This window comes from Nesterenkonia sp. HG001 (assembly GCF_034438835.1).
Classification (GTDB): domain Bacteria; phylum Actinomycetota; class Actinomycetes; order Actinomycetales; family Micrococcaceae; genus Nesterenkonia; species Nesterenkonia xinjiangensis.
In genome coordinates, this window is sequence record NZ_JAOSZD010000006.1 from 92,647 (window position 1) to 118,286 (window position 25,640).

Annotated in this window: 19 protein-coding genes; 4 read left to right on the plus strand and 15 right to left on the minus strand. The window is 69.6% G+C overall.

Going from position 1 to position 25,640, the window contains the following annotated elements; genetic code table 11:
• Positions 1 to 45: 45 nt before the first annotated feature.
• A complete protein-coding gene (locus ODE13_RS11560; protein ID WP_322479412.1) occupies positions 46 to 1,488 on the minus strand; it encodes a GntR family transcriptional regulator in 1,443 nt (480 codons plus the stop codon).
• Positions 1,489 to 1,760: 272 nt separating this feature from the next.
• Here ODE13_RS11560 and ODE13_RS11565 point away from each other — a divergent pair, with 272 nt between their 5' ends.
• Entirely contained in the window at positions 1,761 to 5,354 is a 3,594-nt protein-coding gene (locus ODE13_RS11565; RefSeq protein ID WP_322479413.1) for a bifunctional proline dehydrogenase/L-glutamate gamma-semialdehyde dehydrogenase, read from the plus strand.
• Positions 5,355 to 5,451: 97 nt separating this feature from the next.
• On the opposite strand, the gene ODE13_RS11570 is transcribed toward ODE13_RS11565, so the two are convergent.
• The 14 genes from ODE13_RS11570 to ftsH all read right to left on the minus strand — a co-directional run bounded on the left by ODE13_RS11570 (position 5,452) and on the right by ftsH (position 21,875).
• Complete coding sequence (locus ODE13_RS11570) at positions 5,452 to 5,754, minus strand: histone-like nucleoid-structuring protein Lsr2 (protein WP_179541569.1); 303 nt, start codon at positions 5,752 to 5,754, stop codon at positions 5,452 to 5,454.
• Between the two features lie 353 nt (positions 5,755 to 6,107).
• Positions 6,108 to 6,332, minus strand: coding sequence for a hypothetical protein (locus ODE13_RS11575; RefSeq protein WP_322479414.1), 225 nt, complete (start codon positions 6,330 to 6,332; stop codon positions 6,108 to 6,110).
• Positions 6,333 to 6,397: 65 nt separating this feature from the next.
• Positions 6,398 to 7,978, minus strand: coding sequence for a lysine--tRNA ligase (lysS, locus tag ODE13_RS11580; protein ID WP_322479415.1), 1,581 nt, complete (start codon positions 7,976 to 7,978; stop codon positions 6,398 to 6,400).
• A 35-nt stretch (positions 7,979 to 8,013) separates the two neighbouring features.
• Positions 8,014 to 10,014: a M13 family metallopeptidase gene (locus tag ODE13_RS11585; RefSeq protein WP_322479416.1), complete on the minus strand. Its 2,001-nt coding sequence runs from the start codon at positions 10,012 to 10,014 to the stop codon at positions 8,014 to 8,016.
• A 98-nt stretch (positions 10,015 to 10,112) separates the two neighbouring features.
• Complete coding sequence (panC, locus tag ODE13_RS11590) at positions 10,113 to 11,045, minus strand: pantoate--beta-alanine ligase (protein ID WP_322479417.1); 933 nt, start codon at positions 11,043 to 11,045, stop codon at positions 10,113 to 10,115.
• A gap of 66 nt (positions 11,046 to 11,111) precedes the next feature.
• A complete protein-coding gene (locus ODE13_RS11595) occupies positions 11,112 to 12,032 on the minus strand; it encodes a Rossmann-like and DUF2520 domain-containing protein (protein ID WP_322479418.1) in 921 nt (306 codons plus the stop codon).
• Entirely contained in the window at positions 12,016 to 13,758 is a 1,743-nt protein-coding gene (locus ODE13_RS11600) for a PH domain-containing protein (RefSeq protein WP_322479419.1), read from the minus strand. Before ODE13_RS11600 ends, ODE13_RS11595 begins: the two co-directional genes overlap by 17 nt.
• Positions 13,759 to 13,769: 11 nt before the next feature.
• Positions 13,770 to 14,279, minus strand: a complete 510-nt coding sequence (locus ODE13_RS11605) for a PH domain-containing protein (protein WP_179541563.1) — start codon at positions 14,277 to 14,279, stop codon at positions 13,770 to 13,772.
• Positions 14,269 to 14,994, minus strand: a complete 726-nt coding sequence (locus ODE13_RS11610; RefSeq protein WP_322479420.1) for a DUF3180 domain-containing protein — start codon at positions 14,992 to 14,994, stop codon at positions 14,269 to 14,271. The genes ODE13_RS11605 and ODE13_RS11610 overlap by 11 nt, the downstream gene beginning before the upstream one ends.
• Positions 14,991 to 16,058, minus strand: a complete 1,068-nt coding sequence (folK, locus tag ODE13_RS11615) for a 2-amino-4-hydroxy-6-hydroxymethyldihydropteridine diphosphokinase (RefSeq protein ID WP_322479421.1) — start codon at positions 16,056 to 16,058, stop codon at positions 14,991 to 14,993. Before folK ends, ODE13_RS11610 begins: the two co-directional genes overlap by 4 nt.
• A gap of 158 nt (positions 16,059 to 16,216) precedes the next feature.
• Complete coding sequence (locus ODE13_RS11620) at positions 16,217 to 17,803, minus strand: hypothetical protein (protein WP_322479422.1); 1,587 nt, start codon at positions 17,801 to 17,803, stop codon at positions 16,217 to 16,219.
• Between the two features lie 443 nt (positions 17,804 to 18,246).
• A complete protein-coding gene (gene folP / locus ODE13_RS11625) occupies positions 18,247 to 19,188 on the minus strand; it encodes a dihydropteroate synthase (protein ID WP_322479423.1) in 942 nt (313 codons plus the stop codon).
• Positions 19,189 to 19,284: 96 nt separating this feature from the next.
• Positions 19,285 to 19,887, minus strand: a complete 603-nt coding sequence (gene folE / locus ODE13_RS11630; protein ID WP_322479424.1) for a GTP cyclohydrolase I FolE — start codon at positions 19,885 to 19,887, stop codon at positions 19,285 to 19,287.
• Positions 19,884 to 21,875, minus strand: a complete 1,992-nt coding sequence (gene ftsH / locus ODE13_RS11635) for an ATP-dependent zinc metalloprotease FtsH (RefSeq protein ID WP_322479425.1) — start codon at positions 21,873 to 21,875, stop codon at positions 19,884 to 19,886. Before ftsH ends, folE begins: the two co-directional genes overlap by 4 nt.
• Positions 21,876 to 22,170: 295 nt before the next feature.
• Between ftsH and ODE13_RS11640 the strand changes: the two genes are divergently transcribed.
• Genes ODE13_RS11640 through ODE13_RS11650 form a run of 3 tightly spaced genes read left to right on the plus strand, consistent with a single transcriptional unit; the run spans position 22,171 to position 25,617 of the window.
• Positions 22,171 to 23,922 (plus strand): ATP-binding cassette domain-containing protein, encoded by a 1,752-nt coding sequence (locus tag ODE13_RS11640; RefSeq protein ID WP_322479426.1) that lies wholly within the window; start codon positions 22,171 to 22,173, stop codon positions 23,920 to 23,922.
• Entirely contained in the window at positions 23,919 to 25,067 is a 1,149-nt protein-coding gene (locus ODE13_RS11645; protein WP_322479427.1) for an ABC transporter transmembrane domain-containing protein, read from the plus strand. The genes ODE13_RS11640 and ODE13_RS11645 overlap by 4 nt, the downstream gene beginning before the upstream one ends.
• The gene (locus ODE13_RS11650; protein WP_322479428.1) at positions 25,054 to 25,617 is read left to right on the plus strand and encodes an ABC transporter ATP-binding protein; all 564 of its coding nucleotides are present in this window, start codon (positions 25,054 to 25,056) and stop codon (positions 25,615 to 25,617) included. Before ODE13_RS11645 ends, ODE13_RS11650 begins: the two co-directional genes overlap by 14 nt.
• Positions 25,618 to 25,640 lie beyond the last annotated feature (23 nt).

The following is a 25,640-nucleotide window of genomic DNA, read 5'->3' on the forward strand; positions in this document are numbered from 1 at the left end:
TCACATGATCCGACGCTGGCAACCCCGGAAGGCAGGCCCGGGTCCTCACACCCGGCTCAACCGGGCCCACAGCTCGGCGTCGAAGGCCTCGGGCGCCAGAGCAGACATGTGGCGCACCGCATTGTCGAGCTTGCCGCGCCAGATCCGCACCGCATCCTCCGCCCGGCCGGCGAGGAGCTCCGCCATGAGTCGACGGTCGTCGTGGACGATCCTGTCCACCGCGGGCGTGTAGTCCAGCTGCAGCACCGAGATGAACATCCGCACCCGCAGGGTGAGCGCGTGGAAGCTGCGCGCGGACTGGTCCAGTCCTGCTGCGTCGGCCAGCTCCTGCTGAAACTGCAGGTCAGCCTGGTCGACGTCGGCGCCGACGCCCTCCCGCGAAGCGGCCTCCACCGCACCCAGCGCCAAGCGGGCGGACAGCAGCCGATGACGGGGCTGCACCACACATCCGCGCAGCAGGACCATCCCCACGTGCAGGCGGGCCGCGTACAGGTCGATGACATCGGCCCCGGTGACCTGCGGGACGCTGAAGCCCCCCGCCCCGGAGGCGAGCAGTCCGTCATCCACCAGCCGGCGCATCGCGGCACGGACGGTGCCGGCGCCGAGCCCCAGGCGCGAGGCCAGCGGCGCGGCGGTGATCCGGTCTCCCGGGCGATATCCGGCGTTCATGATCTCCTTGCGCAGCGCGATCGCGATCTGCTCGGTCACCGAGAGCTGCGCATGGGGCAGCCACCGGCTCGCCCGCCCTGGGGCGGGGTATTCCGGTACAGCGAGGAATTCTGAGTCAGAATGGGGACGACTTGCCGAGGAGCCTCCCCGCCGCCAGTCCACCCCGTGCAGACCACGGCCGGCCCGGGCGGCCAGCTGCTGCAGCAGGTCCCCGGGCACGGCGTCATCGGCGGGCAGACACCGGTCCAGCAGGGATGCCACCTGCCCGGTGAAGTCCTCCCAGGTGCCGCGCCCCGGCCTCCACACCGCGTCCAGCCCCGCAGGGCCGCACACATGCTCACCCACGACGTCGGCTGCCGGGCCAGCCTCCTTCGACGCACCGGCCTCATCCTCCTTCTGCGCGAGAGACCCCTCCCCCTCGATCGGCCAGTCCCGCGCCCCGGAGACCTGCAGCGCCGCCATCAGCGCCGCGGCCCGGCGGCTGAAGGCCATGGGCCGAGGCACGGCGCCGCGCAGCTCCTCCTCCGCCACCGGTCTGAACTCCACCCGGATCAGGGGGAAGCTGACCTGCACCCGCTGCACCTTGAGCAGCGCCACCGACGCTCCCCCGGCGGCACCGTCCCAGCCGCCGTCCACGCCGCCCGCACGGATCCTGCGGAACCCCCGGGAGACCACCGCCTGACTCAGCCCGGTCAGCTCGGCCACACGCCGGGTGGAGAACTCCGAGGTCCCGACCCGCGGACCGGCGGTGGCCAACACGCTGGCCACGATCTCATCGGCGGTGTCCTGGATGCGGGGCCTGCCCCGTGATGACGCCATGACACCATTCTGACTCATTCCGGCACGTGAGGGGTCGATCACTCTTCCCTCCCAGGACCCTCCGTCCCACACTGGCAGGGAGAGACCTTCGAGCACCTGTCGGACGGCGCCTCCTGCGGGCCCGCCCCGGGCGTGACCTCATCCCTGAGGACAGGCCTTCAGCGGACTTCCGCCCGGCCGTGGTCGGCCTCCGGAGGATCCCCGGACCACCGGGAAGCCGCGGGCCCGGCCGCCGGCGCTCGACACCCACACCACGACCCGAGCGAGGCATCATGACGGCAGACCTGCAGGACACCCCCACCCCGGCCGCCGACGGCTTCGAGCCGCTCCCCGAGGCGCCGGCGGAGCTCTCCGCCGTCGCCGACGCCGCTGTCGAGAAGGTCACCCGGTGGCTGGAGACCACCCAGACCTCCGGCGCCAAGCCGCACGCCTCCGCGGAGAGGCTCTCTGCAGTGCTCTCGCACCCCCGCGGCCTGGACTTCACCGTCGGCTTCGTGGACCGTGTGATCCGCACCGAGGACACCAAGGCCGCCGCCCAGGCGCTGGCCGAGCTCGGCGAGATCGCCCCGGACACCCTCTCCGCCCTGGATCGCGCCCAGATCAGGGCCGGCTCCGCGCTGGGCCGGCTGCTGCCCGACGTCGTCGTCCCCGCCGCCCGCGCCCGGATGCGCTCGATGGTGGGCCACATGGTGGTCGACGCCCGGGACAAACCGTTCGGCAAGGCCGTGCACACCATCACCAAGGACGGCCACCGGCTGAACATCAACCTTCTGGGCGAGGCTGTGCTCGGCGAGGCCGAGGCGGACAAGCACCTCGAGGACACCCTGCGGCTGCTGCGTCGTGACGACGTCGACTACGTCTCCATCAAGGTCTCCTCCATCGCCTCCCAGCTGTCCATGTGGGGCTTCGACGAGACGGTGGACTACGTCGTCGAGCGCCTGGTGCCCATGTACCAGGAGGCTGCCAAGGCCCCGGCAGGCTCCACGTTCATCAACCTGGACATGGAGGAGTACCGCGATCTGCACCTGACCATCGCGGTGTTCAAGCGGCTCCTCTCCCTTCCGGAGACCAAGAACCTTGAGGCCGGCATCGTGCTGCAGGCCTATCTGCCCGATGCACTGGCCGCCATGCAGGATCTGGCCGGCTTCGCCGCCGAGCGTGTCGCCGACGGCGGCGCCGGCATCAAGGTGCGGCTGGTCAAGGGGGCGAACCTCGCCCTGGAGACCGTCCACGCCGAGATCGCCGGCTGGCCGCGCGTCGTCTGCGAGTCCAAGGAGGCCTCGGACGCCAACTACAAGCTGGTGCTGCACTGGCTGCTCACCCAGGAGAACATGACCGGGGTGCGCCTCGGCGTGGCCGGGCACAACCTCTTCGACATCGCCTTCGCCCACCTGCTGGGCGTCAAGCGCGGCGTCAGCGAACGCCTGGAGTTCGAGATGCTGCAGGGCATGGCCGCCGAGCAGGCGGAGGCGGTCAGCACCGACGTCGGTCAGCTGCTGCTCTATGTGCCCGCCGTCCGCCCGGCCGAGTTCGACGTCGCCATCTCCTACCTGGTGCGCCGACTGGAGGAGAACGCCTCCTCCGAGAACTTCATGTCCGGGATCTTCGACCTGGCGCCGGGCAGTGAGATCTTCCGCCGCGAGGAGGAGCGCTTCCGCGCCTCGCTGGGAACCCTCGGGAGCATCCTGGAGGCCCACGGCCACCTGCCGCCGGCGCCGCAGCACACCCAGGACCGCCGCGAGGAGGACCTGGACATCGCTGAGGCCGCTGCGGCGGCCCCGGACTACGCGGACGGCATCCCGGAGTTCACCAACGAGCCGGACACCGACCCCTCGCTGCCGGCCAACCAGGCCTGGGCCCGCGAGGCCATGGAGCGCGCAGCCCAGCCGGGATGGCTGGAGGCCCAGCCGGTGCCGGAGCAGATCTCCGCCGACGACGTGGACGGGCTCATCGCCGGGGCCCGCGCCGCGGCCGCCGAGTGGGCGGCCCGCCCGGCCGCCGAGCGGGCTGCTGTCCTGTACCGCACCGCCGACATCCTGGCCTCCCGCCGCGGGCATCTGGTCTCCATCGCTGCCGCAGAGGTGGGCAAATCGGTGGCCCAGTCCGACCCTGAGGTCTCGGAAGCCATCGACTTCGCCCGTTACTACGCCCACCGCGCCCTAGAGCTGGAGCAGGTCGAGCACGCCGAGTTCACCCCGGATCGTCTGGTACTGGTGACCCCGCCGTGGAACTTCCCGTTGGCGATCCCAGCCGGCTCCACGTTCGCGGCTCTGGCCGCCGGGGCCGCGGTGGTCCACAAGCCCTCGAAGCCGACCCCGCACTGCTCCATGGCGATCCTGGAGGCCCTGTGGGAGGCCGGTGTGCCCCGAGAGGTGCTGCACGGGGTGTACCCCGACGAGCGCCAGGCCGGCAAGAAGCTGGTCAGCCACCCCGACGTCGACCGAGTCATCCTCACCGGCGCCTCCGAGACGGCCGCGATGTTCCGCTCGTGGCGGCCGGAGATGCAGATCAACGCCGAGACCTCGGGAAAGAACGCGCTGGTCATCACCCCGTCCGCCGACCGTGACCTGGCCGTGGAGGACCTGGTGAACTCCGCGTTCGGGCACGCCGGGCAGAAGTGCTCGGCCGCCTCGCTGGGCATCTTGGTCGGCAGCGTCTACGACTCCGAACGGTTCCGCCGACAGCTGGTGGACGCAGCCTCCTCCCTGGTGATCGACTGGCCCACCAACCTCTCCGCCACGGTGGGTCCGCTGACCGAGCTGCCCAGCGACAAGCTGCAGCGGGCGCTGACCACGCTGGAGGAGGGCGAATCCTGGCTGGTGGAGCCCCAGCCGCTGGACGACACGGGCAGGCTGTGGCGCCCCGGCATCAAGGAGGGCGTGAAGCCCGGCTCGTTCTTCCACATGACTGAGGTCTTCGGTCCGGTGCTGGGCCTGATGAAGGCCAAGGACCTGGACGAGGCCATCGAGCTGCAGAACGCGGTCGACTTCGGACTCACCGGAGGAATCCACTCTCTGGAGCCCAAGGAGGTCCGCACCTGGCTGGAGCGGGTCGAGGCCGGGAACGCCTACGTCAACAGGGGCATCACCGGTGCCATCGTCCAGCGCCAGTCCTTCGGCGGATGGAAGCAGTCCTCCGTGGGGCTGGGCTCCAAGGCCGGCGGCCCCAACTACGTGATGCTCTTCGGACAGTGGGCCGACGCGGCCGACGCCACGACGGCGCCGCCGAAGGCCGCCAACAGTGCGGTGGCCTCCGTGCTGGGTGCGGTGGAGGACAAGACGCTGCTCGATGACGGCGATCTGGGCTGGCTTCGCACCGCCGTGGCCGACGACGCCCGCTGGTGGGCGCGTGAGTTCGGAGTCGGTGTGGACCGCACGGACCTGGAGGCGGAGGCCAATGTCTTCCGCTATGTGCCCGAAGCGGTGCTGCTGCGCGTGGGCGCCGACGCCCAGTACCGCGAGGTGGCTCGGGCCCTGGCCGCGGCCGCGGCCGCCGGCTCCGAGGTGGCGGTCTCCTATGACCCGAAGGTCGCCAAGGACGTGAAGAAGACCATCAAGGCGCTGGCCTCCGAGCTGGGCCTCTCCACCCACAGGGAGGACGTGGACGCCTTCACCGCGGCCCTGGCCGACGGCTCCCATGACACCGGGGTCGGCGTGCGGGTCCGTGTGCTCGGCACCCTGGACCAGACCGTGCGGGAGGCCCTGGCGCCGCGGCCGGAGGTGGCGCTGCTCGACGACGCCGTCACCGGCTCCGGACGGGTGGAGCTGCGCAGCTGGGTCAAGGAGCAGGCGATCTCGATGACGCTGCACCGCTTCGGCAACCCGAGCCCGGCCTTCCACCAGCTGGCCGACGAGCTGAAGGGCTGAGCACCCGCCCCGCGTACGACGACGGCGGCCCGCCGACCATCCCGAGGGTATCGGGGGTCGGCGGGCCGCCGTCGTCGTAGGACGCTGGAGGCTCGATTCAGCGCTTCTTCGCGTTGCGGTAGGCCTCGACGATGTCACGGTGCAGACGTCCGCGGCTCGAGACCTGGTAGCCGTTCTTCACGGCCCACTCACGGATCTTCCGTGCCTCGTTCTGCGGTGACGGGGGCGCGATCGCCCGACCCTTCCGAATGTACTTCTTCAGCAGCTCGCGCAGTTCCTTGGCATGTTCGTCACTCAAGTCGATCTCATAGAAGCGCGAATCCAGACCGAAAGTCACGGTCTCTTTCGCCTCGCTGCCATCGAGGTCATCCACCAGGACAACTTCCACTTTCTGAGCCATAAGCACCTCACTGATCAACTGGCCGTCGAACGCAAGATCACACTGCAAGGCCTCGCGAACCGACTGCTGGGATTCTCGGCGTACGTCCAGGTTTCACACGCCGCTCAGAGTTCATGAACGGTGTGCTTCTCAGGGACGCCTCAGTGTGAGTGAAGCACTTTCCCCTGAATCCTTCCCCCGACATACACCCATGTCGCTTCAAGTGTTTCAAGAAAAAGCAATTATCGTCAACCGAGGATCATTCAGGGTTCTCCCAGGAAAGCAGAGAAAAGAATGCATCGTCCAACCCGCCGCTGGACACAGCACAGGGCCCGACAGTCGGAGACGACTGTCGGGCCCTGTGCGAGAGACGTTCAGGAGCGCGGTGAGCCAGCGGTGCCGGGCGAGACAGCCGAACCGGCCTGATCCCCGTCATGACGCGGCTCCTCGGCGCCGCCGAGGATCTCCTCACGCACGTCGGTCTCCATCGCGCGCTCCTTCCGGTCGGCCCGGAAGATGGCACGGATCGCCAGCCAGAAGATGAGTCCGACCCCGATGGACGGGGCCAGCACCTCGAAGTAGGTCCAGAAAGTCTCCATGTCATTCCCTGCCTATGCTTAGGTTCGGTCCACGATTATGACACTGTGGGTCATCTCAGAATTCATCACCGCTCCGCGCCGACGTTCTCCGCGGCCGGTTCCACGGCGTCAGAACCAGCCTCGGAAGCCTCCGGCTTCAGCAGCGGGAACAGGATCGTCTCGCGAATTCCAGCCCCGGTGAACAGCATCACCAGACGATCGATACCCAGGCCGATGCCGCCCATGGGCGGGGCCCCGTATTCCAGCGCACGCAGGAAGTCCTCGTCGAACTGCATCGCCTCGTCATCGCCTCCGGCGGCCATGCGGGACTGCTCCATGAGTCGCTCGCGCTGGATCACCGGGTCGATCAGCTCTGAGAACGCGGTGCCGCGCTCCATCCCTCCGATGATCAGGTCCCAGGCCTCGATGACCCCAGGCTTCTCCCGGTGTGCGCGGGCCAGCGGCTGGGCGGCGGGCGGGTAGTCGCAGACGAAGGTCGGCTGGATCAGCGTCGGCTCGACGATCTCGCCGAAGAGCTCGATGACGAGCTTCTGCGCGTCCCAGGCGGCGTCGACCTTCACCTCGTGACGCTCCGCGATGCTCCGCAGCGTCTCGACGTCGGTCTCAGGGGTGACCTGGACCCCCACGGCCTCGGAAAGGCCCGGGTAGACGCTGACCCACGCCCAGTCGCCGTCGAGGTCCACCACACCCTGCTCCGTCTCGATCTGGCGGCCCGCCCCCACCGCATCAGCGGCGTTAAGGATCATCTCCTGCATTCGGTCGGCCATGGTGTACATGTCCGCCCAGGCCTCGTAGGACTCCAGGGTGGTGAACTCCGGGGAGTGCGTGGAGTCCACGCCCTCGTTGCGGAAGACCCGGCCGATCTCGAAGATCCGGTCGATCCCGCCGACCACCGCGCGCTTGAGGTACAGCTCCGTGGCGATGCGCAGGGTCATGCCCTGGTCGAAGGCGTTCAGGTGGGTGGCGAAGGGCCGCGCCTGGGCCCCGCCGTGGATGAGCTGCAGCATCGGGGTCTCGGCCTCGACGTACCCGTGACCGTGCAGAGTCTCACGGATGGACCGAGTGATCGCCGCACGCTGATAGACCATCTCACGCGCCTCGTCACGCACGATCAGATCCGCGTAGCGCTGACGGACCCTGGTCTCCTCGTTCAGCTCGGCGTGCAGCACCGGCAGCGGCCGGATGGCCTTGGAGGCCACCTCGAAGCTGCTGGCCATCACAGAGAGCTCGCCCCGGCGGGAGGCGATCACCTCTCCGGTAACCTGCACGTGATCCCCGAGGTCCACCAGCGACTTCCAGCGGGCCAGGGCGTCCTCGCCGACCTCGGCCAGGGAGAGCATGGCCTGCAGCCGGGTGCCGCGCCCCTCCGGGCCGCCCTCCTGCAGGGTGGCGAAGCACAGCTTGCCGGTGTTGCGGACGAACATCACCCGCCCCGTGACCGAGACGGTCTCCCCGGTGGAGGCGCCGGGCTCCAGGTCCGGGAAGCGCTCACGGACCTCCGCCAGGGACGCGGTCCGCTCCACCGCCACCGGGTAGGGCTGACCGCCGTCGGCAAGCAGCCGGGCGCGCTTGTCCATGCGCACAGCGCGCTGATCGTTGGTGTCGATGTCCTTCGTACCGGATGCGGCGGGGTTCTGAGCACTCACGGTGTGCCATTCTACGCGTGCCGCCCCGGACCCGCTCACCAGATGGTGACGCGCTGCTCCGCAGGCAGGTGCATCCCGTCACCCTCCGTGGTGCCGAACGCCGTGTGGAAGGCGTCCAGGTTCTTCACCACCTGGTTGGCGCGGATCTCCGCCGGGGAGTGCGGGTCGATGCTGATGAGCGTGATCGCCCGCTCCGGGCGCACGATCTGCCGCCAGGCCTGAGCCCAGGAGTAGAAGTACCGCTGGTCACCGGTGAGGCCCTCGACGACGTCGTCGGACTCCGTGATGCCCTGCTGGTCCAGCCAGATCCGGTAGGCCTGGTGCGCGATGCCCAGCCCGCCGAGGTCGCCGATGTTCTCCCCCAGGGTCAGCTCACCGTTGACATGGTGCTCCGGTGCCACCGACGGCGCCAGCTCAGAGTACTGCTCCACCAGCGCGGCGGTGCGCTCCTCGAAGGCGGCCCGGTCCTCCTCGGTCCACCAGTCCGTCAGCGAGCCGTCGGCGCCGTAGCGGGAACCTTGGTCGTCGAAGCCGTGGCCGATCTCGTGGCCGATCACCGCACCGATGGCCCCGAAGTTGGTGGCCATGTCCCGCTCGGCGGAGAAGAACGGGGGCTGCAGGATCGAGGCGGGGAAGCAGATCACGTTCTCCAGCGGGTGATAGTAGGCGTTGACCGTCTGCGGGGTCATGTGCCACTTCTCTGGGTCCGGGCCCTCGTCGATCTCCTTGAGGTCCCGGTTCCATTCGGCGACGGCGGCGCTGATGACGTTGGCCACGACGTCGCCGCGATCGACCTCCACGTCGCTGTAGTCCAGCCAGCGCGCCGGGTATCCGACCATCGGACGGAAGGCCTCGAGCTTCTCCAGGGCCTTGGCGCGGGTCTCCTCACCCATCCACTCGAGCGTGGAGATGGAACGCCGATACGCCTCGATCAGCGCCTCGATGAGCTCATCCATCGTCGCCTTGGCCTGTGGCGGATAGTGACGCTGCACGTAGATCCGCGCCACGTCCTCACCGAGGCAGGAGTTGGTCAGCGCGACGCCGCGCTTCCAGCGGTCCTTGATCTGCTGGGCGCCGGAGAGCACCTGGGAGTAGAAGGAGAAGTGCTCCTCGACCAGCGCCGAGTGCAGCAGCGGCGCGGCCCAGCGGAGCAGCTGGGCGCGCAGCCAGTGCTTCCAGTGCTGCAGCGGCTGCTCGGTGAGCGCCGCCTGCATGGCGGGCAGCACATCGGGCTGGGTGAGGACGATCTCTGCGGTCTGGGTCTCGGTCAGCGCCCATCCGTCGATGGCCTCGGTGATCAGCGGCATCTCGGCGACCACCTGCTCCCGGGTGCGCAGGTTGTACCGCCTCTGGGCGTCGCGTGTGGCGACGCGGTCCCAGTGGTGGGAAGCGATGACGGTCTCCAGGGCGACGACGTCGGCGGCCGCCTGCTCGGCGTCCTCGACTCCGCCCAGTGCCAGGAAGCGGCCGAGGTGCTCCTGGTACTGGCCGAGGGTCTCGGCCAGCTTCTCCTCGCGGTAATAGGACTCATCCGGCAGCCCGAGTCCGTCCTGCACGATGTGCCACAGGACCCGCTCGGGGTTCCCCGCGTCGCGGCCGGCGCCGGCCGCGAGTATCCCGTCCACGCCGTAGCGCTGCCAGGAGGCGGAGAGCCGCACCAGCTCTGCGGGAGTGGAGACGGCGTCGAGCTCGGCGAGCATCGGCTCGATCGGGGCGAGCGTGAGCTCTTCGGCACGCTCTGCGTCCATGAAGGCCGCGTAGAAGCCGCCGATGCGCGCGGCCACGGTGGCGTCCCCCAGGTCCTGGGAACCGGCGGCGGCGTCCTCCAGGATCGCGCGGACGTCGGCCTCGGACTTGTCGCGCAGCTCGATGAAGGAGCCGTAGGCATCGAGGTCCGCGGGGATCTCCGCGGTCTTGAGCCACTCGCCGTTGACATGCTTCTGGAGGTCGTCCTGGGGGCGCGCGGAGGCGTCCAGGTAGGGGAAGGTCGGGGTCGCCGTGGTGGCGGGGGCGGTCTCACGGGCAGTGTCGGTCACGTCAGCCGGCTCCTTCGTCTCGGGTGGGGATGAGATGGATGACACTCACCCCGATCTACATGCATGAAGCAACTGTTTCACATCTGCTGCGACTGGTGTCACATTGCGTCGTCCTGAGGGCGCAGCGTCATGGTGTCGATGAGCCGGACCGGGCCCACCCGCGCGGCGACCAGCGCCAGCGCCTCATCGACGAGCACGCCGTCGGCGGGCAGCTCGACCGGGCGCAGCGTGGCCGGCTCGACGACGACCAGATAGTCCAGACCCACCCCCTCGGCCGCCTGCAGTCCGGCGACGACGCCTTTGAGGTCCAGCCTCTCCCCCGCCTCGGCCCGGCGGGCCAGGGCGATCAGCGCGGCCGAGAGCTGCAGGGCGTGCTCGCGGTCCTGTGCGCTGAGCCGCCGGTTGCGGCTGGAGAGGGCGAGGCCGTCGTCGTCGCGGACGATCGGCACAGACCGGATGGTGACCTCGTGGTTCAGATCCGTGACCATCCGGCGGATGATCGCCAGCTGTTCAGCGTCCTTCTCCCCGAACCAGGCCTCGAAGCTCGCGCTGACATCTGCACAGATCGGCGGGGCCATGATGTGGAAGAGCTTGGTGACCACCGTGACCACTCCGTCGAAGTGTCCCGGCCGGGAGGCTCCCTCCCAGCGGCGACCGAGCTCCCCGGCGCTGACCCGCACCAGGGGCCCGTCCGGATGGCCTGGGTACATCTCCTCCAGATCGGGGGCGAAGACCAGGTCCACCCCATGGGAGGCGAGGATGTCGATGTCGGCGTCGAGGTCCCGCGGATAGTGCCGGTAGTCCTCGGCGTCGTCGAACTGCAGAGGGTTCACGAAGATCGAGGCGACCACGATGTCCGAGTGCCCGCGGGCGGCGTCGGCCAGCGCCGCGTGACCCGGATGCAGAGCACCCATGGTGGGCACCAGGCCCACGGTGGGGGCGACTACCCCGGCATCCCGGCGCATGGCGAGCAGCTCGGCCAGGGCGGCGCGGAAGCCCGGGACGGTGGTGAGGACCTGCGGTTCTGTCACCGGTCCATCGTAGTCCGGGCCTCGATGCCCCGCCGGGGTGCGTGACGCCGAGCCGGTGGGACCGACTCATTCGGCGAGCGCGTCCAGGATCTCCGCGGCCTGCGCCTCGGTGATGAGTCCGCGGTCCAGGGCGCGCTGGGCGGTGGCCCGCGCCATGTGCACGTAGGCGGTGCGGACGTCGGCGGGCAGCTGCGACTCGCTGAGCAGCTGCACGTGGTGAGCCACGGTGCCGACGTCACCGCGGGCGATGGGCCCGGTGAGCGCCCCCTCCCCGGAGGAGAGCGCATTGTCCAGGGACGCCTGCATGAGCGGGCCCAGCACCCGGTCCGGAGCCTCCACACCGATGCGGCGCAGCATCTCCGAGGACTGCCCAGTGATGGTGTTCAGATGGTTCGAAGCGTGGGCGAGAGCGGCGTGGTAGATGCCCCGATCGCGCTCAGCGACGGTCACCGGCTCCCCGCCCATCTCGACCACCAACGCCTGGGCGATGGGCAGCACCGGGGCCGGCGCGGTGACCGCGAAGGCGCAGGCGCTGAGCCGCTGCAGGTCCATGCTCAGCCCGGTGAACGTCATGGCCGGATGGATCGCCAGAGTGATCGCACCGGCCCGCTGGGCAGCGGCGAGCACCTCGGTGCCGTACCGGCCCGAGGTGTGGATGACCAGCTGTCCGGGCTGGAAGTGCCCGGCCTCGGCGGCGCCGGCGACGACCTCGCCCAGCACGTCGTCCGGCACCGCTAGCAGCACCAGCTCCGAGCGGCGCAGGATCTCCGGGATCTGCAGCACCGGAACACCGTCGAGCAGCGACTCGGCCCGGCTGCGGGAGTCCTCCGACACCGCGTGGACACCCACGACCTGGTGCCCCGCTCCACGCAGGGCGGCGCCCAGCACAACTCCCACCTTGCCGGCGGAGATGATTCCGACGCCCAGCCGCCCGTCCCGCTGGGACGGGTCGCTCCCGCTCGGGTACGGATCAGCCACGACGTTCATCCGGCTCCCCTCCAGGGCCACTTCCCACCTGACTGACCATGCGTTCGAACTCATGGAGCTCCTCGGGCAGCATCCAGTGGTTGCGATCACTCATCCGGCGGGCGAAGGCCGCGTGCCGGGACTCATGCTCGAACAGCCACTGGGCGGCGTCCAGGTCCTGGTTGGACAGCTGCATCTGGAACGGGCCGGCCGGAGTGTGGAGCTGGATGTCGGCCAGCCGCTTGGCCCGCTGCCAGGGTCCCTGCTGCAGGGCCAGCGACTGGATACGCTCATGGGCCATCAGGGTCAGCCTCCGGGAGAGCCGCCCGTCACGGAACATCAGCGCGCTGGGCGTGATGAAGAATCCGCGCCGACGGCGCACGATCGGGTCGAAGATCCGCGCCCGGCGCGGCACCTCGGTGAAGCCGAACTCCGTGCCCGACCCGAGCAGGCCCTCGGTGACGACCTGCTCCGGATGGGGGACCTTCAGGTCGGGGAACATCTCCGCAGTCACCGCCATGACCTCCTCGATCCGACCCACCGGCAGCAGCACGGATCGCTTCTCCCCGACCCCGTAGCCGGCGACGACGACGAGCACGCGGAACCACCGGAAGGGGCGCCAGAGCAGCGGCTGGTGGATCTGCAGCGCCTGGACCCGACCGGGCGGGACGGTCTGGGTGGTGGTCTCCAGCAGGCCGTAGCGCATCTTCAGCCCGGCCCCGGTCATGGTCGCGGTGAACCGGAAGCCCCCGCTGAACTGCTGGTAGTACATGGTGATGACCACCAGGCCCACCGGGATGAGGCTGGGCAGGATCCCCGCACCGATCAGGCTGACCGCCGAGCCGACCTGCCCAAGCGGATCCTCCACCCCGATGACGAGCGAGACGATGCCGCCGACGACCGCCCCGATCAGGCCGAAGCCGGCGATGATCGCCAGCAGGATCGTGCCCCAGCCCATCAGCACCGACCCGACCAGCCGGCCGGTGGGAACGCGGGTGACCTCCCGGTCAGGGACCTCCTGGAACAGCGGGGCGTGAGGGCCCTGACCGGGGACGGCCCCTCCGGGATCGACACGGTGGCTGGCGCCCGGAACGGGCCCGGCCGTGTCCTCGACGCCGGGCGGAGACACGAGCCGCGGGGCGCCGTCGTGCGCCGGACCGGCGGCCGGCGTGCCTGCGGCCTCCGCCTGCTGCTGACGCCACTGCGCCTTGCCGGACGCCCGGTCCATGATGTCGGCACGCAGCTGCTCGGCCTGGGGCTTCTTCAGGAACGCGAGTGTCGCCGCGGTGCCGTCACCCTCGGCCACCTCGAACTTCAGCTCGGCGAGCCCGGTGAACCGGGCCAGCAGCGGCTGCCGTAGGTCTACCGCCTGGACGCGATCGATCCGGGCCTGCCGGTGCTGGCGCACGAAGATCCCGGACTTCACCATCACGTGCTCATCGGTGATCTTGTACCGGGTGAACCACCAGGAGAGCACGAATCCGCCGAAGACCACTATCAGCAGCAGCAGCATCCCCCCGCCCCCGGCCAGGAAGATCAACGGGTGACGGTCCACCTGGTCCCACAGCTCCCCGGAGCGGTACATGTGCCACAGGTCCGCCCAGATCTCCCAGTTGTAGCCGAAGATGATGCCGGGCACAGCGATCACCGTGAGCCAGCCGCGCACGAACGGGCTCAGCGGGTGCACTTTGGTCCAGGTCTCGTCGAACCACTTCTGGCCGGGCTCGCCCGTCTCGGCCTGCGTCATCGCCGTCTCCCTCACAGTCCGGCCAGGCGGGCCTGGCCGCGTGCGGAGAGCTCCTCACGCAGCCGCGCACCCTCGTCCCGATGAGCACCAGGGATGACGGCGTCGGTCGCCGCGGAGGCGGTCTTCAGCTGGACCGTGCACAGCTGGAAGCGGCGCATCAGCGGCCCGGCCTCGATGTCCACGTACTGCAGGCGCCCGTAGGGCACGGCCACGACCTTCTGGAAGAGCAGGCCCCGGCGGATCAGCAGGTCGTCCGGCCGCTCGTGGTAGCCGATGGCCCGAATCCGGCGGGGGATGAGGAAGATGTCGACGGCGGCCCAGAGGAGCGCACCGATGGCGACCACCAGCTCGAGCCAGAGCGGCAGGCTGATGATTCCGATGATGTCCAGCACGATCGGCACGGCGATGATCGTCAGCGTGACCACCCAGCCGATCACACCGGTGATCATCCTGACGGTGATGTAGCGCTCGTCGACCCGGGTCCAGGTGACTCCCGCCGGGTCAATGGGTTCAGCCGGCATGCCCCTCCTCTACTCGTCTGTGAGCGCGGACCGTGCCGCGCCATGGATGTGTGTGGATGCCGTCGCCCGGCACCTGGACGACCTGACGCGCGGCAGTGCCGCTGGCGGCACCGGGTTCCGGGCCGAAGTCCCGATAGGTTCCTCCCCGGGTCTCGCTGCCGCCGTCGCCGCCCCTGTTCGGGGGGAGGCGGCAGAGGTGCTCCACCACAAAGCCGATGATCACCCACGCCAGGCCGCCGATGATCATCAGCAGCGCGGCGGACGCATTCGGGGCCGCCAACCCGGCCGCGGGGGTGAGATCGATCAGCGCTCCGCCGTGCCAGCCGGCGATCACCGCTCCGGCGTAGCCGCAGGCCTGAGCGGCGACCACCACCCGGGCCGCCTCCAGCGGATGCAGGCGTCGTCCTGGGCGCGGTCCGCGACGCTGGGGCTGCCCGCCGACCGCAGGGCCCTCCGTGGTGTCGGCGTCGCGTCGGGCCTGGTCGGCGTCGCGTCGGGCCTGGTCGGCGTCGCTCTCGAGGCGTCGCTGGTCCACCCACACCACGATGCCCAGGCCGAGGACCACCAGCCCGACACCTCCGAGAGTGATCAGCGAGACCGGGGTCAGCACCGGCGAGCCGTAGCCGTTCGAGACCATCAGCACCGTGGCCAGGAATCCGACGAGGGCAGAGCCGGCGGCGATGATCAGCAGCCACATGGGCTGCAGGCGCGTCATGGGGCCACCTCGGGGCGGACGCCGTCGACGTCGGCGGCACCGGCGGCGAGCTCGCGGACGGGGACGCCGTCGAGCAGCGCGATGGGGTCCATCCAGGACCAGGGCAGCAGCACGAAGGCGCGCTGCGCAGCACGTGGATGCGGAACGGTCAGCCGCGGGGAGTCGATGTGCGCTCCGGCGTAGGTGATGACGTCCACGTCCAGGGTGCGCGGACCCCAGCGGATCTCGCGGGTGCGGTGGTGCTCGGCCTCGATGCGCTGGACCAGGTCCAACAGCCCATGCGGCGAGAGCGAGGTCTCGACCTCCACCACCTGGTTGAGGAAGTCCGGCTGGTCTGGCGGGCCGCCCACAGGAGCGGTGAGCGCTCGTGGGGAGGTCCGGACGACGGCCACCTGCTCGCCCTCCTCCAGCGCGACGACGGCGGCGTCGAGGATCTGCGCAGAGTCTCCCAGGTTGGAGCCCAGGGCAAGCACCGCACGGACCGGGAACGTTGCGGGGAGGTCCGGATCGCGCAGCTGATCAGCACGGGGCCTGCCTGTGGACCTGTCGGTGGGCTCTGCGCCCAAGGACACGGTGTCGTAGCCGCCGATCGCGGCCGTGGGAGTGAGGATGCGGCCGGAGTCGTGTTCGTGTGCGGGGCTCTCCTGCTCCCGGCCGCGGGGCTCCATCGATTCCTGCTCCAGCTCCCCCACGGTCTCCGCGCGGGTGCGGTGCACCGTCACGGAGACGTCGGCGAAGCTCTGCTCGAGCGGCGCCTGGGGTTTGTGGACCGTGACCGCGGCGGCGGTGACGCGGACGTCGGCGGCGAGGATGTCGGCGGCGATCCGCTGGGCCAGCGCCTCGATGAGGTCATACGGCTCACCGGTGATCGCAGCCTCGATCCGCTCGGCGATCCCCACGTAGGAGACCGTGTCCTCCAGAGCATCAGATCGGCCGGGCACGCGCAGGTCGACGTCGAGCTCGGCGTCCACCCGGAACGGCTGGCCCTGCCGCCTCTCGAACTCGAAGACCCCATGGTGGCCCACGGCGGAGATGCCTGTCAGGCGGATCGTGTCACTGCGCATGCCTCTACCTTCTCCCATTCCGCGCCGATCCTGAACCCACATGGCGTCTGCGGACTCGCCGCGCCCACAGAAGAAGGGGGTGGAATCCGGGATTCCCCCGGGTTCCACCCCCTTGCGACTGTCAGGTCAGCTCGACGCTGACAGAGGTGCGGCTGCGCTCAGTCGCAGCACAGCTCGACGCTGCCGCTGATCTCACCCTCGGCGTAGCCGGTGGTGCTCACCGTCAGCGTGGACTCGCCGGCCTGCAGCGCGGCGACCTGCTCCGAGGTCAGCTCGAAGCTGCCTCCGGCCGCACCGCTGGTGCCTCCGGTGGCGGTCAGCTCAAGGTCGCTGCCCGCGGTCTGCAGAGTCACCGAGGTCACCTCGGAGGTGGTGTCGGCGTACAGGCAGTTGACCGTCAGCGTGTTGTCGGTCAGCGTGCCCTGGCACTGGCCCAGGCCCGAGGACTCGGTTCCGGAGAGCAGCACCGTGTACTTGGTCTCGGTGGACACATCGCCGCTGTCGCCGCCGCCGCCGAGGAGGCCGCCGAGGCCGCCTCCGCCGAGCAGGCCGCCAGAGTCGCCTCCGCCGAGGAGACCGTCGAGGATGCCGTCGAGGCCACCCTCGTCGAGGAGACCCTCGAGCTCGAGCAGGCCGTCCAGGCCGCCCTCGTCCAGGATGCCGTCCAGGCCACCCTCGTCCAGGACGCCGTCCAGGCCGCCGCCGTCGAGGATGCCGTCCAGGCCGCCCTCATCGAGGACGCCCTCCAGCTCCAGGAGACCGTCCAGGCCGCCCTGGTCGAGGACGCCGCCCAGGCCGCTCTCGTCAAGAAGGCCGTCCAGCTCCAAGACGCTCTCCAGGTCGCCTGCGTCGAGCAGGCCGCCCAGGTCGTCCTCACCCAGCAGGTCGCCCAGAGCATCCTCACCGACGACGTCGGCCAGCGACTCCAGGGTGTTGATGTTCTCGGTGATCTGCAGGAGCTCAAGAGTTCCGGTGGGGTTGCCGCTGGTCACGTCATCGAGCGCGGTCTCCCAGAGCAGGCGCCAGGTGTCGAAGTGGTCCCCGGCGAAGCCGACGTACTCCTCCAGGTTGAGCAGCGTCTCAGGTGTGACCCGGTCCAGGATGGCGGAGGCGTCGGTCGTCTCCCACAGGTAGTCAGGATCCGTGATCATCTCCGGCGACGGCAGACCCGGCACGATCAGGTCCGAGAGGTCCGCCAGCTCATCGGCCGAGGGGACGTCCAGGGTCGTCAGGTCGTTGCTGTCCAGCGGGATGCCGATGCCTCCGCAGGAGGTGAGCAGCGTGACGTAGTCCGTGTTGTGGCCCTTCACGTGTGAGGGGTTGAAGACCGGAATCCATCCGAGGGGGCCGCCGTAGATGTCGATGATCGGCATCTCGGAGTTTCCGATGGCGCCGCTGGCCAGCGAGAGGACGAGGTTCTCGTAGTCCGGATCCGTGTGGTACTCGTTCACGTGGGCGAAGCTTCCGAGCAGCGGGATGCCATCCTCGTTGGCCCACATGTGCTCCAGGAAGAACTCGCAGGCGTCGCCACCCTCGTGCCCGTCGTGACCGCCTCCGTGGCCGCCATCATGGCCGCCGTCGTGCTGGCCGGAGGCGTCACCGCCGCCGTGGCCGTCGTGCTCGCCGGAGGCGTGGCCGGCAGTCGCCGTCGCGATCCCTCCCCCGAGGACTAGTGCTGAGGCGGCTGCTGTCGTCGTGACAGCCTTCAGCCACCTGCGGGATTCCCCCGCGAACCTGCTAGTCATGTCATGACCCTTTCTTCTGCTTTTCAATGAACGACGAGTCGTTCTCGGCATGTCACCCCTCATGCACACACCACTGGAGGCCTCTTCCTCGAAAGCACGTGATGCATGAGCCGCAGAGAACCCCTGCGAGCAGGGACCTCCAAATAGTGACAGTATGCAACCACCGACAGATCAGTCAAGGGGTTTGAAGATGACTTACCAGTAAGGTCACGGGCTGGCGACGGAGCTCAGCAGGCGGCGGGCCTCCGACGATGGAAGCGCCTGCACAGCCCGCACGTGGGCGGGGTTCACTCCTGACAGGCAGGTGCTCGGAGGATCGACGGAGCACTCCATGGCAGCGATCGACAGCGTCAGGTGATCCCAGCGCTCACAGCGTCAATCACATGGAACGGCCTGCCCTCGACGGGGCCGCGGCGCATCGTCGCCTGATGCCGGACGCCGCCTCAGCGGGACTGAATCTCTGCAACCGCTTTCATGGCGTCCAGGGTCGGGCCGACGTCGTGCACCCGCACGGCCCACGCTCCGGCCTGTGCCGCCAGGGTGCTGAGCGCCAGCGTGGCGGCGTCGCGGCCCTCCGGCTCACGTGGCCCCTCCGAGCCGGCGAGCAGCTCCCCGAGGAATCCCTTGCGGGAGACCCCCAGCAGCACCGGATGCCCCAGGGAGACGACCCGGTCCAGGTGACGCAGCAGCTCCCAGTTCTGCTCGGCGGTCTTGGCGAAGCCGATGCCGGGATCGAGGATGATCCGCTCCGCCGGCACCCCGGCCTGCCGGTAGCGGTCGCGGATCTGCTCCAGCTCACCGATGACCTCGGCGACGACGTCAACGTAGTCGGTGCGGGACTGCATGGTCTGCGCGTCCCCGCGGTTGTGGGTGACGATCACCCTGACACCGCCTTCGGCCACGACCTGCGGCATGTGTTCGGCAGTCATCAGCCCGGAGACGTCGTTGATGAGCAGGTGCTCCGGCCCCGGGGCCCGTTCGATCGCGGCCGCCGCGGTGCCCGGGTGACGGGTGTCCACGGAGACCACTGCCCCGCCGGTGAACAGCGCCTCCAGCACAGGCAGGATGCGGCGCTGCTCCTCCTGCTCATCCACCGGCTGAGCTCCGGGTCGGGTGGACTCCCCACCGACGTCGATGATGTCAGCTCCCGCATAGTGCAGGGACAGCCCGGCATGGACCGCCGACTCGTGGTCCACTGCGGTGCCCGCACGCGCCAGGAATCGACCTCCGTCGGAGAAGGAGTCCGGGGTGACGTTGAGGACGCCCATGACCAGGGTGCGGTCGGTGGGCAGATCGCCCACAGTCTTCTTGCGAGGGATGCGTCGGACCACGCTCATCGGTCCGGTGTTGGGGCCTGTGCCCGGCGCTGCGCCCATGGTGTCCATCAGGGTCCTCCTTCAGGGTCGTACCGCCGGGCGGCCCGGGCGAGGGCACTCCGCACCGCCGTCATGCCGGCTCTGGCCGACGGCGTCAGGCGCGGCTCAGCGATGCAGGATGAGACTCATGGCCTCCGAACGGGTTGCGGCGTCACGGAGCTGTCCGCGCACTGCCGAGGTGATGGTTCTTGCACCGGGCTTGGAGACGCCCCGCATGGACATGCAGAGATGTTCGCATTCGATGACGACGATTGCGCCCTGCGGCTCCAGATTCGCCATGAGCGCCTCCACCACCTCCGTGGTGAGGTTCTCCTGGACCTGAGGGCGCTTGGCGAAGATGTCCACCAGGCGGGCCAGCTTGCTGAGCCCGGTGACCTTCCCATCCGCCGACGGGATATAGCCGATGTGCGCGTGCCCGAAGAACGGCACCAGGTGGTGCTCGCACATCGAGTAGAAAGGGATGTCACGCACCAGCACGAGCTCCTCGTGCCCGATGTCGAAGGTGGTCTCCAGCAGCTCGGAGGGGTCCTCATGGAGCCCTCGGAACGCCTCCTGGTAGGCACGCGCCACGCGGGCAGGGGTGTCCTTGAGCCCGTCGCGCTCGGGGTCCTCCCCCACGGCCACCAGGATCTCACGGACTGCGGCTTCGATGCGCGGCAGGTCCACCCGGCCGTCCTGCGGGTGCTCAGGGCTCGTAGGGCTGCTCATCGACTCTCCCCCCGGGAGTCTCCGGCGGCTTCACCGGGCTCGGTGCCGATGAACTCGCCCTCAGCCGAGTCCGGGGAGTCCGGGGCGGTGCGGGAGGTGACGATGATCGGACGCTCCGGGGAGGACTCCCAGACCTCGCGGCGCGGCCGCTTGGTGACGTCGTGGAAGATGTCTGCGACCTCCTTGGCGTTCAGCGTCTCCACGCGCAGCAGCTCCTCGGCCAGACGGTCCAGCACATGGCGGTTCTCATGGAGGGCCCAGTAGGCCTCGTCATGGGCCTCATCGATGATGACGCGCACCTCGGCGTCGACGACCGCGGCGAGCTCCTCCGAATACTCCTTGCCGGTGGTCATCTCCTTGCCCAGGAAGGGGCTGGTGTCCCCGGAGCCGAGCTTCACGGAGCCGACCTTGGCGCTCATGCCGTAGTCGGTGACCATCTTCCGGGCGATGTCGGTGGCCTTCTGGATGTCGTTGGCCGCGCCGGTGGAGGGATCGTGGAAGACGATCTCCTCGGCGACCCGGCCACCCATGGCGTAGGCGATCTGATCCAGCAGCTCGTTGCGTGTGGTCGAGTACTTGTCATCCTCCGGGACGACCATGGTGTACCCCAGGGCGCGGCCGCGCGGCAGGATGGTGATCTTGGTGACCGGGGCGGAGTAGTTCAGCGCCGCGGCGACCAGCGCGTGGCCGCCCTCGTGGTAGGCGGTGACCCGCCTCTCGTGGTCCTTCATCAGCCGGGTGCGCTTCTGTGGGCCGGCCATGACACGGTCGATCGCCTCGTCCACGGCACGATCATCGATGAGATCGGCGTTGGAGCGGGCGGTCAGCAGCGCAGCCTCGTTGAGCACGTTGGCCAGGTCAGCACCGGTGTAGCCGGGGGTCTTGCGCGCGATGGAGCCCAGGTCCAGGTCCTCCACCAGGGGCTTGCCCTTCGAGTGGACCTCCAGGATGGCGCGGCGGCCGGCGAAGTCCGGGGCCTCCACCGGGATCTGCCGGTCGAAGCGGCCGGGACGCAGCAGGGCGGGGTCCAGCACGTCGGGGCGGTTGGTGGCGGCGATGACGATGATGTTCGCGTTGGCCTCGAAGCCGTCCATCTCCACCAGAAGCTGGTTCAGGGTCTGCTCGCGCTCGTCGTTGCCGCCGCCGACGCCGGCACCGCGCTGGCGGCCGACGGCGTCGATCTCGTCCACGAAGATGATGGCCGGGGAGTTCTCCTTGGCCTGCTTGAACAGGTCACGCACACGGGAGGCGCCGACGCCCACGAACATCTCCACGAAGTCGGAGCCTGAGATGGAGTAGAAGGCGCCGCCGGCCTCACCGGCGACCGCCTTGGCCAGCAGCGTCTTGCCTGTGCCCGGCGGTCCGTAGAGCAGCACACCCTTGGGGATCTTCGCACCCAGCCGCTGGAACTTCTCCGGCTCGGAGAGGAACTCCTTGATCTCGTGGAGCTCCTCCACAGCCTCCTCCGCGCCGGCGACGTCGTGGAACGTCACCTGCGGCATGTCCTTGTCGAACATCTTCGCCTTGGACTTGCCGAACTGCATGACTCGCGAGTTACCGCCGGACATGCGGGTGATCAGCCAGATGAACAGCAGCGCGATCAGCAGGAAGGGGATCATGAAGCTGAGCAGCGAGAGCAGCCAGTTCGACTGCTCCGGCTCATCGGTGTATCCGTCCAGATCCGCGTCGGCGATCGCCTCGACCACCGTCTCCGCGCGAGCCTGCGAGTAATGGAAGTTCACGACGTCGCCGAGGTCCTCGCCGTCCTGCTCATAAGGCTCGGTGAGGTGCAGGTCCACCCGGTGGTCGCCGTCGTCGATCCGCGCCTCGGAGACCTGCCCGTCCTGGATCAGCTCCATGCCGATGTTGGTGTCCACCCGCGAGCCGGTCTGGCCCGAGGAGAACAGCATGGGCACCACGATGAGCAGCGCCGCCACCGCCAACAGGATCCAGAACAGCGGACCGGTGAAGATCTTCTTCAAGTTCATGCAGCTCCGTCAGACACAGGGGACACACCTAGCGCACCAGAGTACTGGCAGTGCCTGACAACGGCACCTACGGCGTCGTCACGTTCGCGACAGGTGGAATGAGGAATCGCCCCGTCCTCCGGCGGAGGCGGCCGTGCAGCCAGGACGAACCACGGTGCCCTCATGAAAACGATTCCCATTTGATATACGGTGAGCATCGACCGCCCGGGCCGACGCGACCGGCGCCTCACCGGACCGACTCTTCCCGTGCCGGCCCTTCCCACCTCAGTCCTCCCCGCCGCGGCAGGTAATCCTCATGATGATCGTCCCTGAGCTCGTCCACCTCTCCCGGGATCACCGCCACCGGTTCCGACGAGTGACGGGCACGCTGGTCGGCGTCTCCCTCACCCATCTCGTCCAGGCGCTGTCCGTCGCCGGCGCCCTGACCGCAGTGGTGCAGGCGCGCCCGGGGCTCGGCGCCCTGTGGCTCAGCGTGCTGGCGATGGCCGCCGTCACGCGGCTGCTGCTGCGGCAGCATCAGCAGCGTCTCGCCTCGGACCTGGGCACGGAGATCCGGCGTCAGATGCGGGCACGGGTGCTGCGTCGCCTGCTGGTGCCAGGACGTCTGCATGATGTCGCCAGTCGCGCCGGATCCGCCCGGCTGACCGCGGTGGACGCGGTCGACGGCGTCGACGCCTACCTCACCCGCTACCTGCCGCATGTGGCGCAGGTGGCCGTGGTCTGCCCTCTGCTGGTGCTGGCCATGGCGGCGTTCTCCCCTGCGGCGGCCGGAGTCCTGGCGATCTTCGTGCTCCTCGCCGTGGTCGCACCGCGAGCCTTCAACCGGTGGATGACCACGCGTTCCCGAGAGCGCTGGGAGTCCTATGACGATCTCAGCGCCGACGTCCAGGAGAGCCTGCAGGGGATGCGGACCCTGCAGCTGCTCGGCGCGGTCCCGGCGCGGCGCCGGTCGCTGCGGCGGCGCTCGGCGCGGCTCCACCGAGAGACCGTGCGGACCATGCGGACGTCTCTGTGGGAGACCGGGATCCTGGATCTGATGATCCAGGCCGGCACTGCGGTGGCGTCCGCACTGGCGATCCTCACCGCAGCCGGGGTCAGCGACGACGGACTGCTGGCCGCTCCCTTTGCTGCCGTCGCCGAGGACCCCTTCCGGATCTTCGCGGTGCTCGTGCTGGCCTCCGAGACGTTCCGCCCCATCCGGGACGTCTCGCAGCAGTGGCACGCCGGGTTCCTCGGCCTCTCCGCGGTGGGCACCCTGCGCGAGCATGGAGCCTTCGACGCCGACCCGCCCTCCCCGACGCCACCGGAGAAGCCCGGCCCTGACGACAGGCGCCGGCGGCGAGCGTCCGGTTCGCTGCGTCTCGAGGGTGTGCACCATCAGTATCCGCGCACCGTCTCACCTGTTCTGCGCGGCGTCGAGGCCGAGTTCCTCCCTGACCGGATCTCGGTGATCTCCGGGCCCTCGGGAGCAGGGAAGTCCACCCTCTTCGACATCGTCCTGGGGCTGCTGGAGCCTGAGTCCGGGCAGGTCACCCTGGCCGACCGCCGCCCTCATCCCCAGGAGATCACCGTGGCCTCTCAGGCGCCGTCGCTGCTCTCCGGAACCCTGCGCGAGAACCTCTGCCTCGCGGCGTCCGACGACGTCGACACCCCCATGATCCTGGACGCCTGCGCCGATGCCGGCCTCGACGGGCTGCTGGCCGAGCTCCCCGAAGGCCTGGACACTCTGATCGCCGAGGGCGGAGCCTCGCTCTCCCGCGGGCAGGCCCAACGCGTGGCCATCGCGCGCGCCTATCTGGCCGACCGGCCGGTCCTGCTGATGGACGAACCGACCAGCGCCCTGGACACGGACAGCGCCAGGCATGTGCTGTCGCGGCTCCGTGAGCGGGCCGAGGGCCGCATCGTGCTCGTCATCAGCCACCGCGACGACGTCGCCGCCGTCGCCGACCAGCGATGGCATCTCGAGAGCGGCCTGCTCCGGCCGCTCGACGCCGCCTCGTCCGTCACAGCGGACCCGCCGCCCGCCCACCTGGAGGATGACGCGTGACCCCCCTCGGAGGACACGTCCAAGCAGACGGCGCGGACGCCCGCCCGATGCTCGTGCTGCTGCGGCTGCTGCGTCCCATGGCCGGCCCCATGCTCTGGACGGGGTTCGCCTCCTGGGCCGGCTGGTCCTCCCTGATGGCGATCACGGTGATGGGAGCCTGGGGCGTGGGGCACTCCGTGGTGCTGAACACCTTGCCGCCAGCGGCATTCTGGTGGGCTCTGGGCCTCGCTGTGGCTGTGCGAGTGCTGCTGACCTGGCACGAGATGGATATCTCCCACGCCCTGGCGTACCGGGTGCTCGATCTGCTGCGGATGCGTCTGTTCGACTCCTACGCGGCCCAGGTGGTCGAGGGGAGGCAGGCCCATTCTGGGGAGGCCGCCGCCACTGCTCTGACCGACCTGGAGAAGCTCGAGTTCTTCTACGCCCATACGATCGCGCAGATCGCCTCGGCGCTGTTGACGTTCGCAGTGGGCGCTGTCGCGCTGTGCCTGCTGGACCCGGCGATGGGGGCGGCCGTGGTGATGCTGGGGGCTCTGCTGATGGCCAGCGGCCTGTTCCTGCGAGGACGCCTGACTCAGGCCGGGCAGGACCAGCAGGAGGAGACGAGCCGCCTCTCCACGTTTCTGACCGATGTCTTCGGCAACGCCCGGGACGTCCTGAGCTTCTCGCTCACCGACCGGATCGTCGACGAGACGGAGCTGCGCACCGGGCGCATCAGCCGTCACGAGCGCCGGGCGGCTCTTCTCCAGAGCCTCGCTGAGGGCGCCCGCGACCTTCTCACGGTGGCGGCGCTGCTCACGGTCCTGCTGCTGGGCCTCCGCGGTGCGGTGGCGCCGGAGCTGATGGCTGCGGCGGTGACCCTGGCGATGATGAGCCTGGCTCCGCTGATCGGGGCCGCCGACACCCTCGGGCGCCTGCACCCCCTGCAGGCCTCCGCCGCGCGGGTGGCCGCACAGCTCGAGGACGGCGCCCCCTCCGCGGCCCCGGCATCACGGGAGCGCATCGACGACGGCCCCGCGAGCGCGCCCGGCCGAGCCCAGTCGTCCCCCGACTGCCGCCTGGGGCCTACAGATCAGCGAGCTGCGGCACCGTCACCCGGGCCGTGGGGAGCTGCGCTACCCCGAGATCACCGTGCACCCCGGTGAGCATGTCGCCATCACCGGACCCTCCGGCGTCGGGAAGACCACGCTGGTGAACCTGGTGGCGGGCCTGTGGCGGCCCAGTGCGGGCGAGGTGTTGCTGGTCGTTCAGGCCGACGCTCTGCCGGGCCGGAGCCCGCAGGCAATACCGGAGGAGGAGCTCCGCGCTCGGGTGGCGGTGGTGGACCAGGAGTCACGCCTGTTCCGCGGCACGGTGGCGCAGAATCTGCGCATGGGAGCACCTGACGGGCTGCTTCCTGACGAGGAGCTCCAGGACGTCCTCGGCGCCGTGGGCGCCGATGGGTGGATCAGCCTGGAGGACGAGCTCGGCGAGACCGGACTGCGCCTCTCCGGAGGTCAGCGCGCCCGACTCTGCCTGGCGCGGGCGCTGGTCCGGCGCCCTGCGCTGCTGATCCTCGACGAGGTCACCGCCAGCCTGGACGCGGAGACGGAGGCCGGCATCACCGGCCTGATCCGCTCCCTGGAATGCACCGTGCTGACCGTCTCACACCGAGCCAGCACCGTGGCAACGGCGGACCGGGTCATCGCGCTGTGAGAGCCCCATCCGCCGTCGCCGCT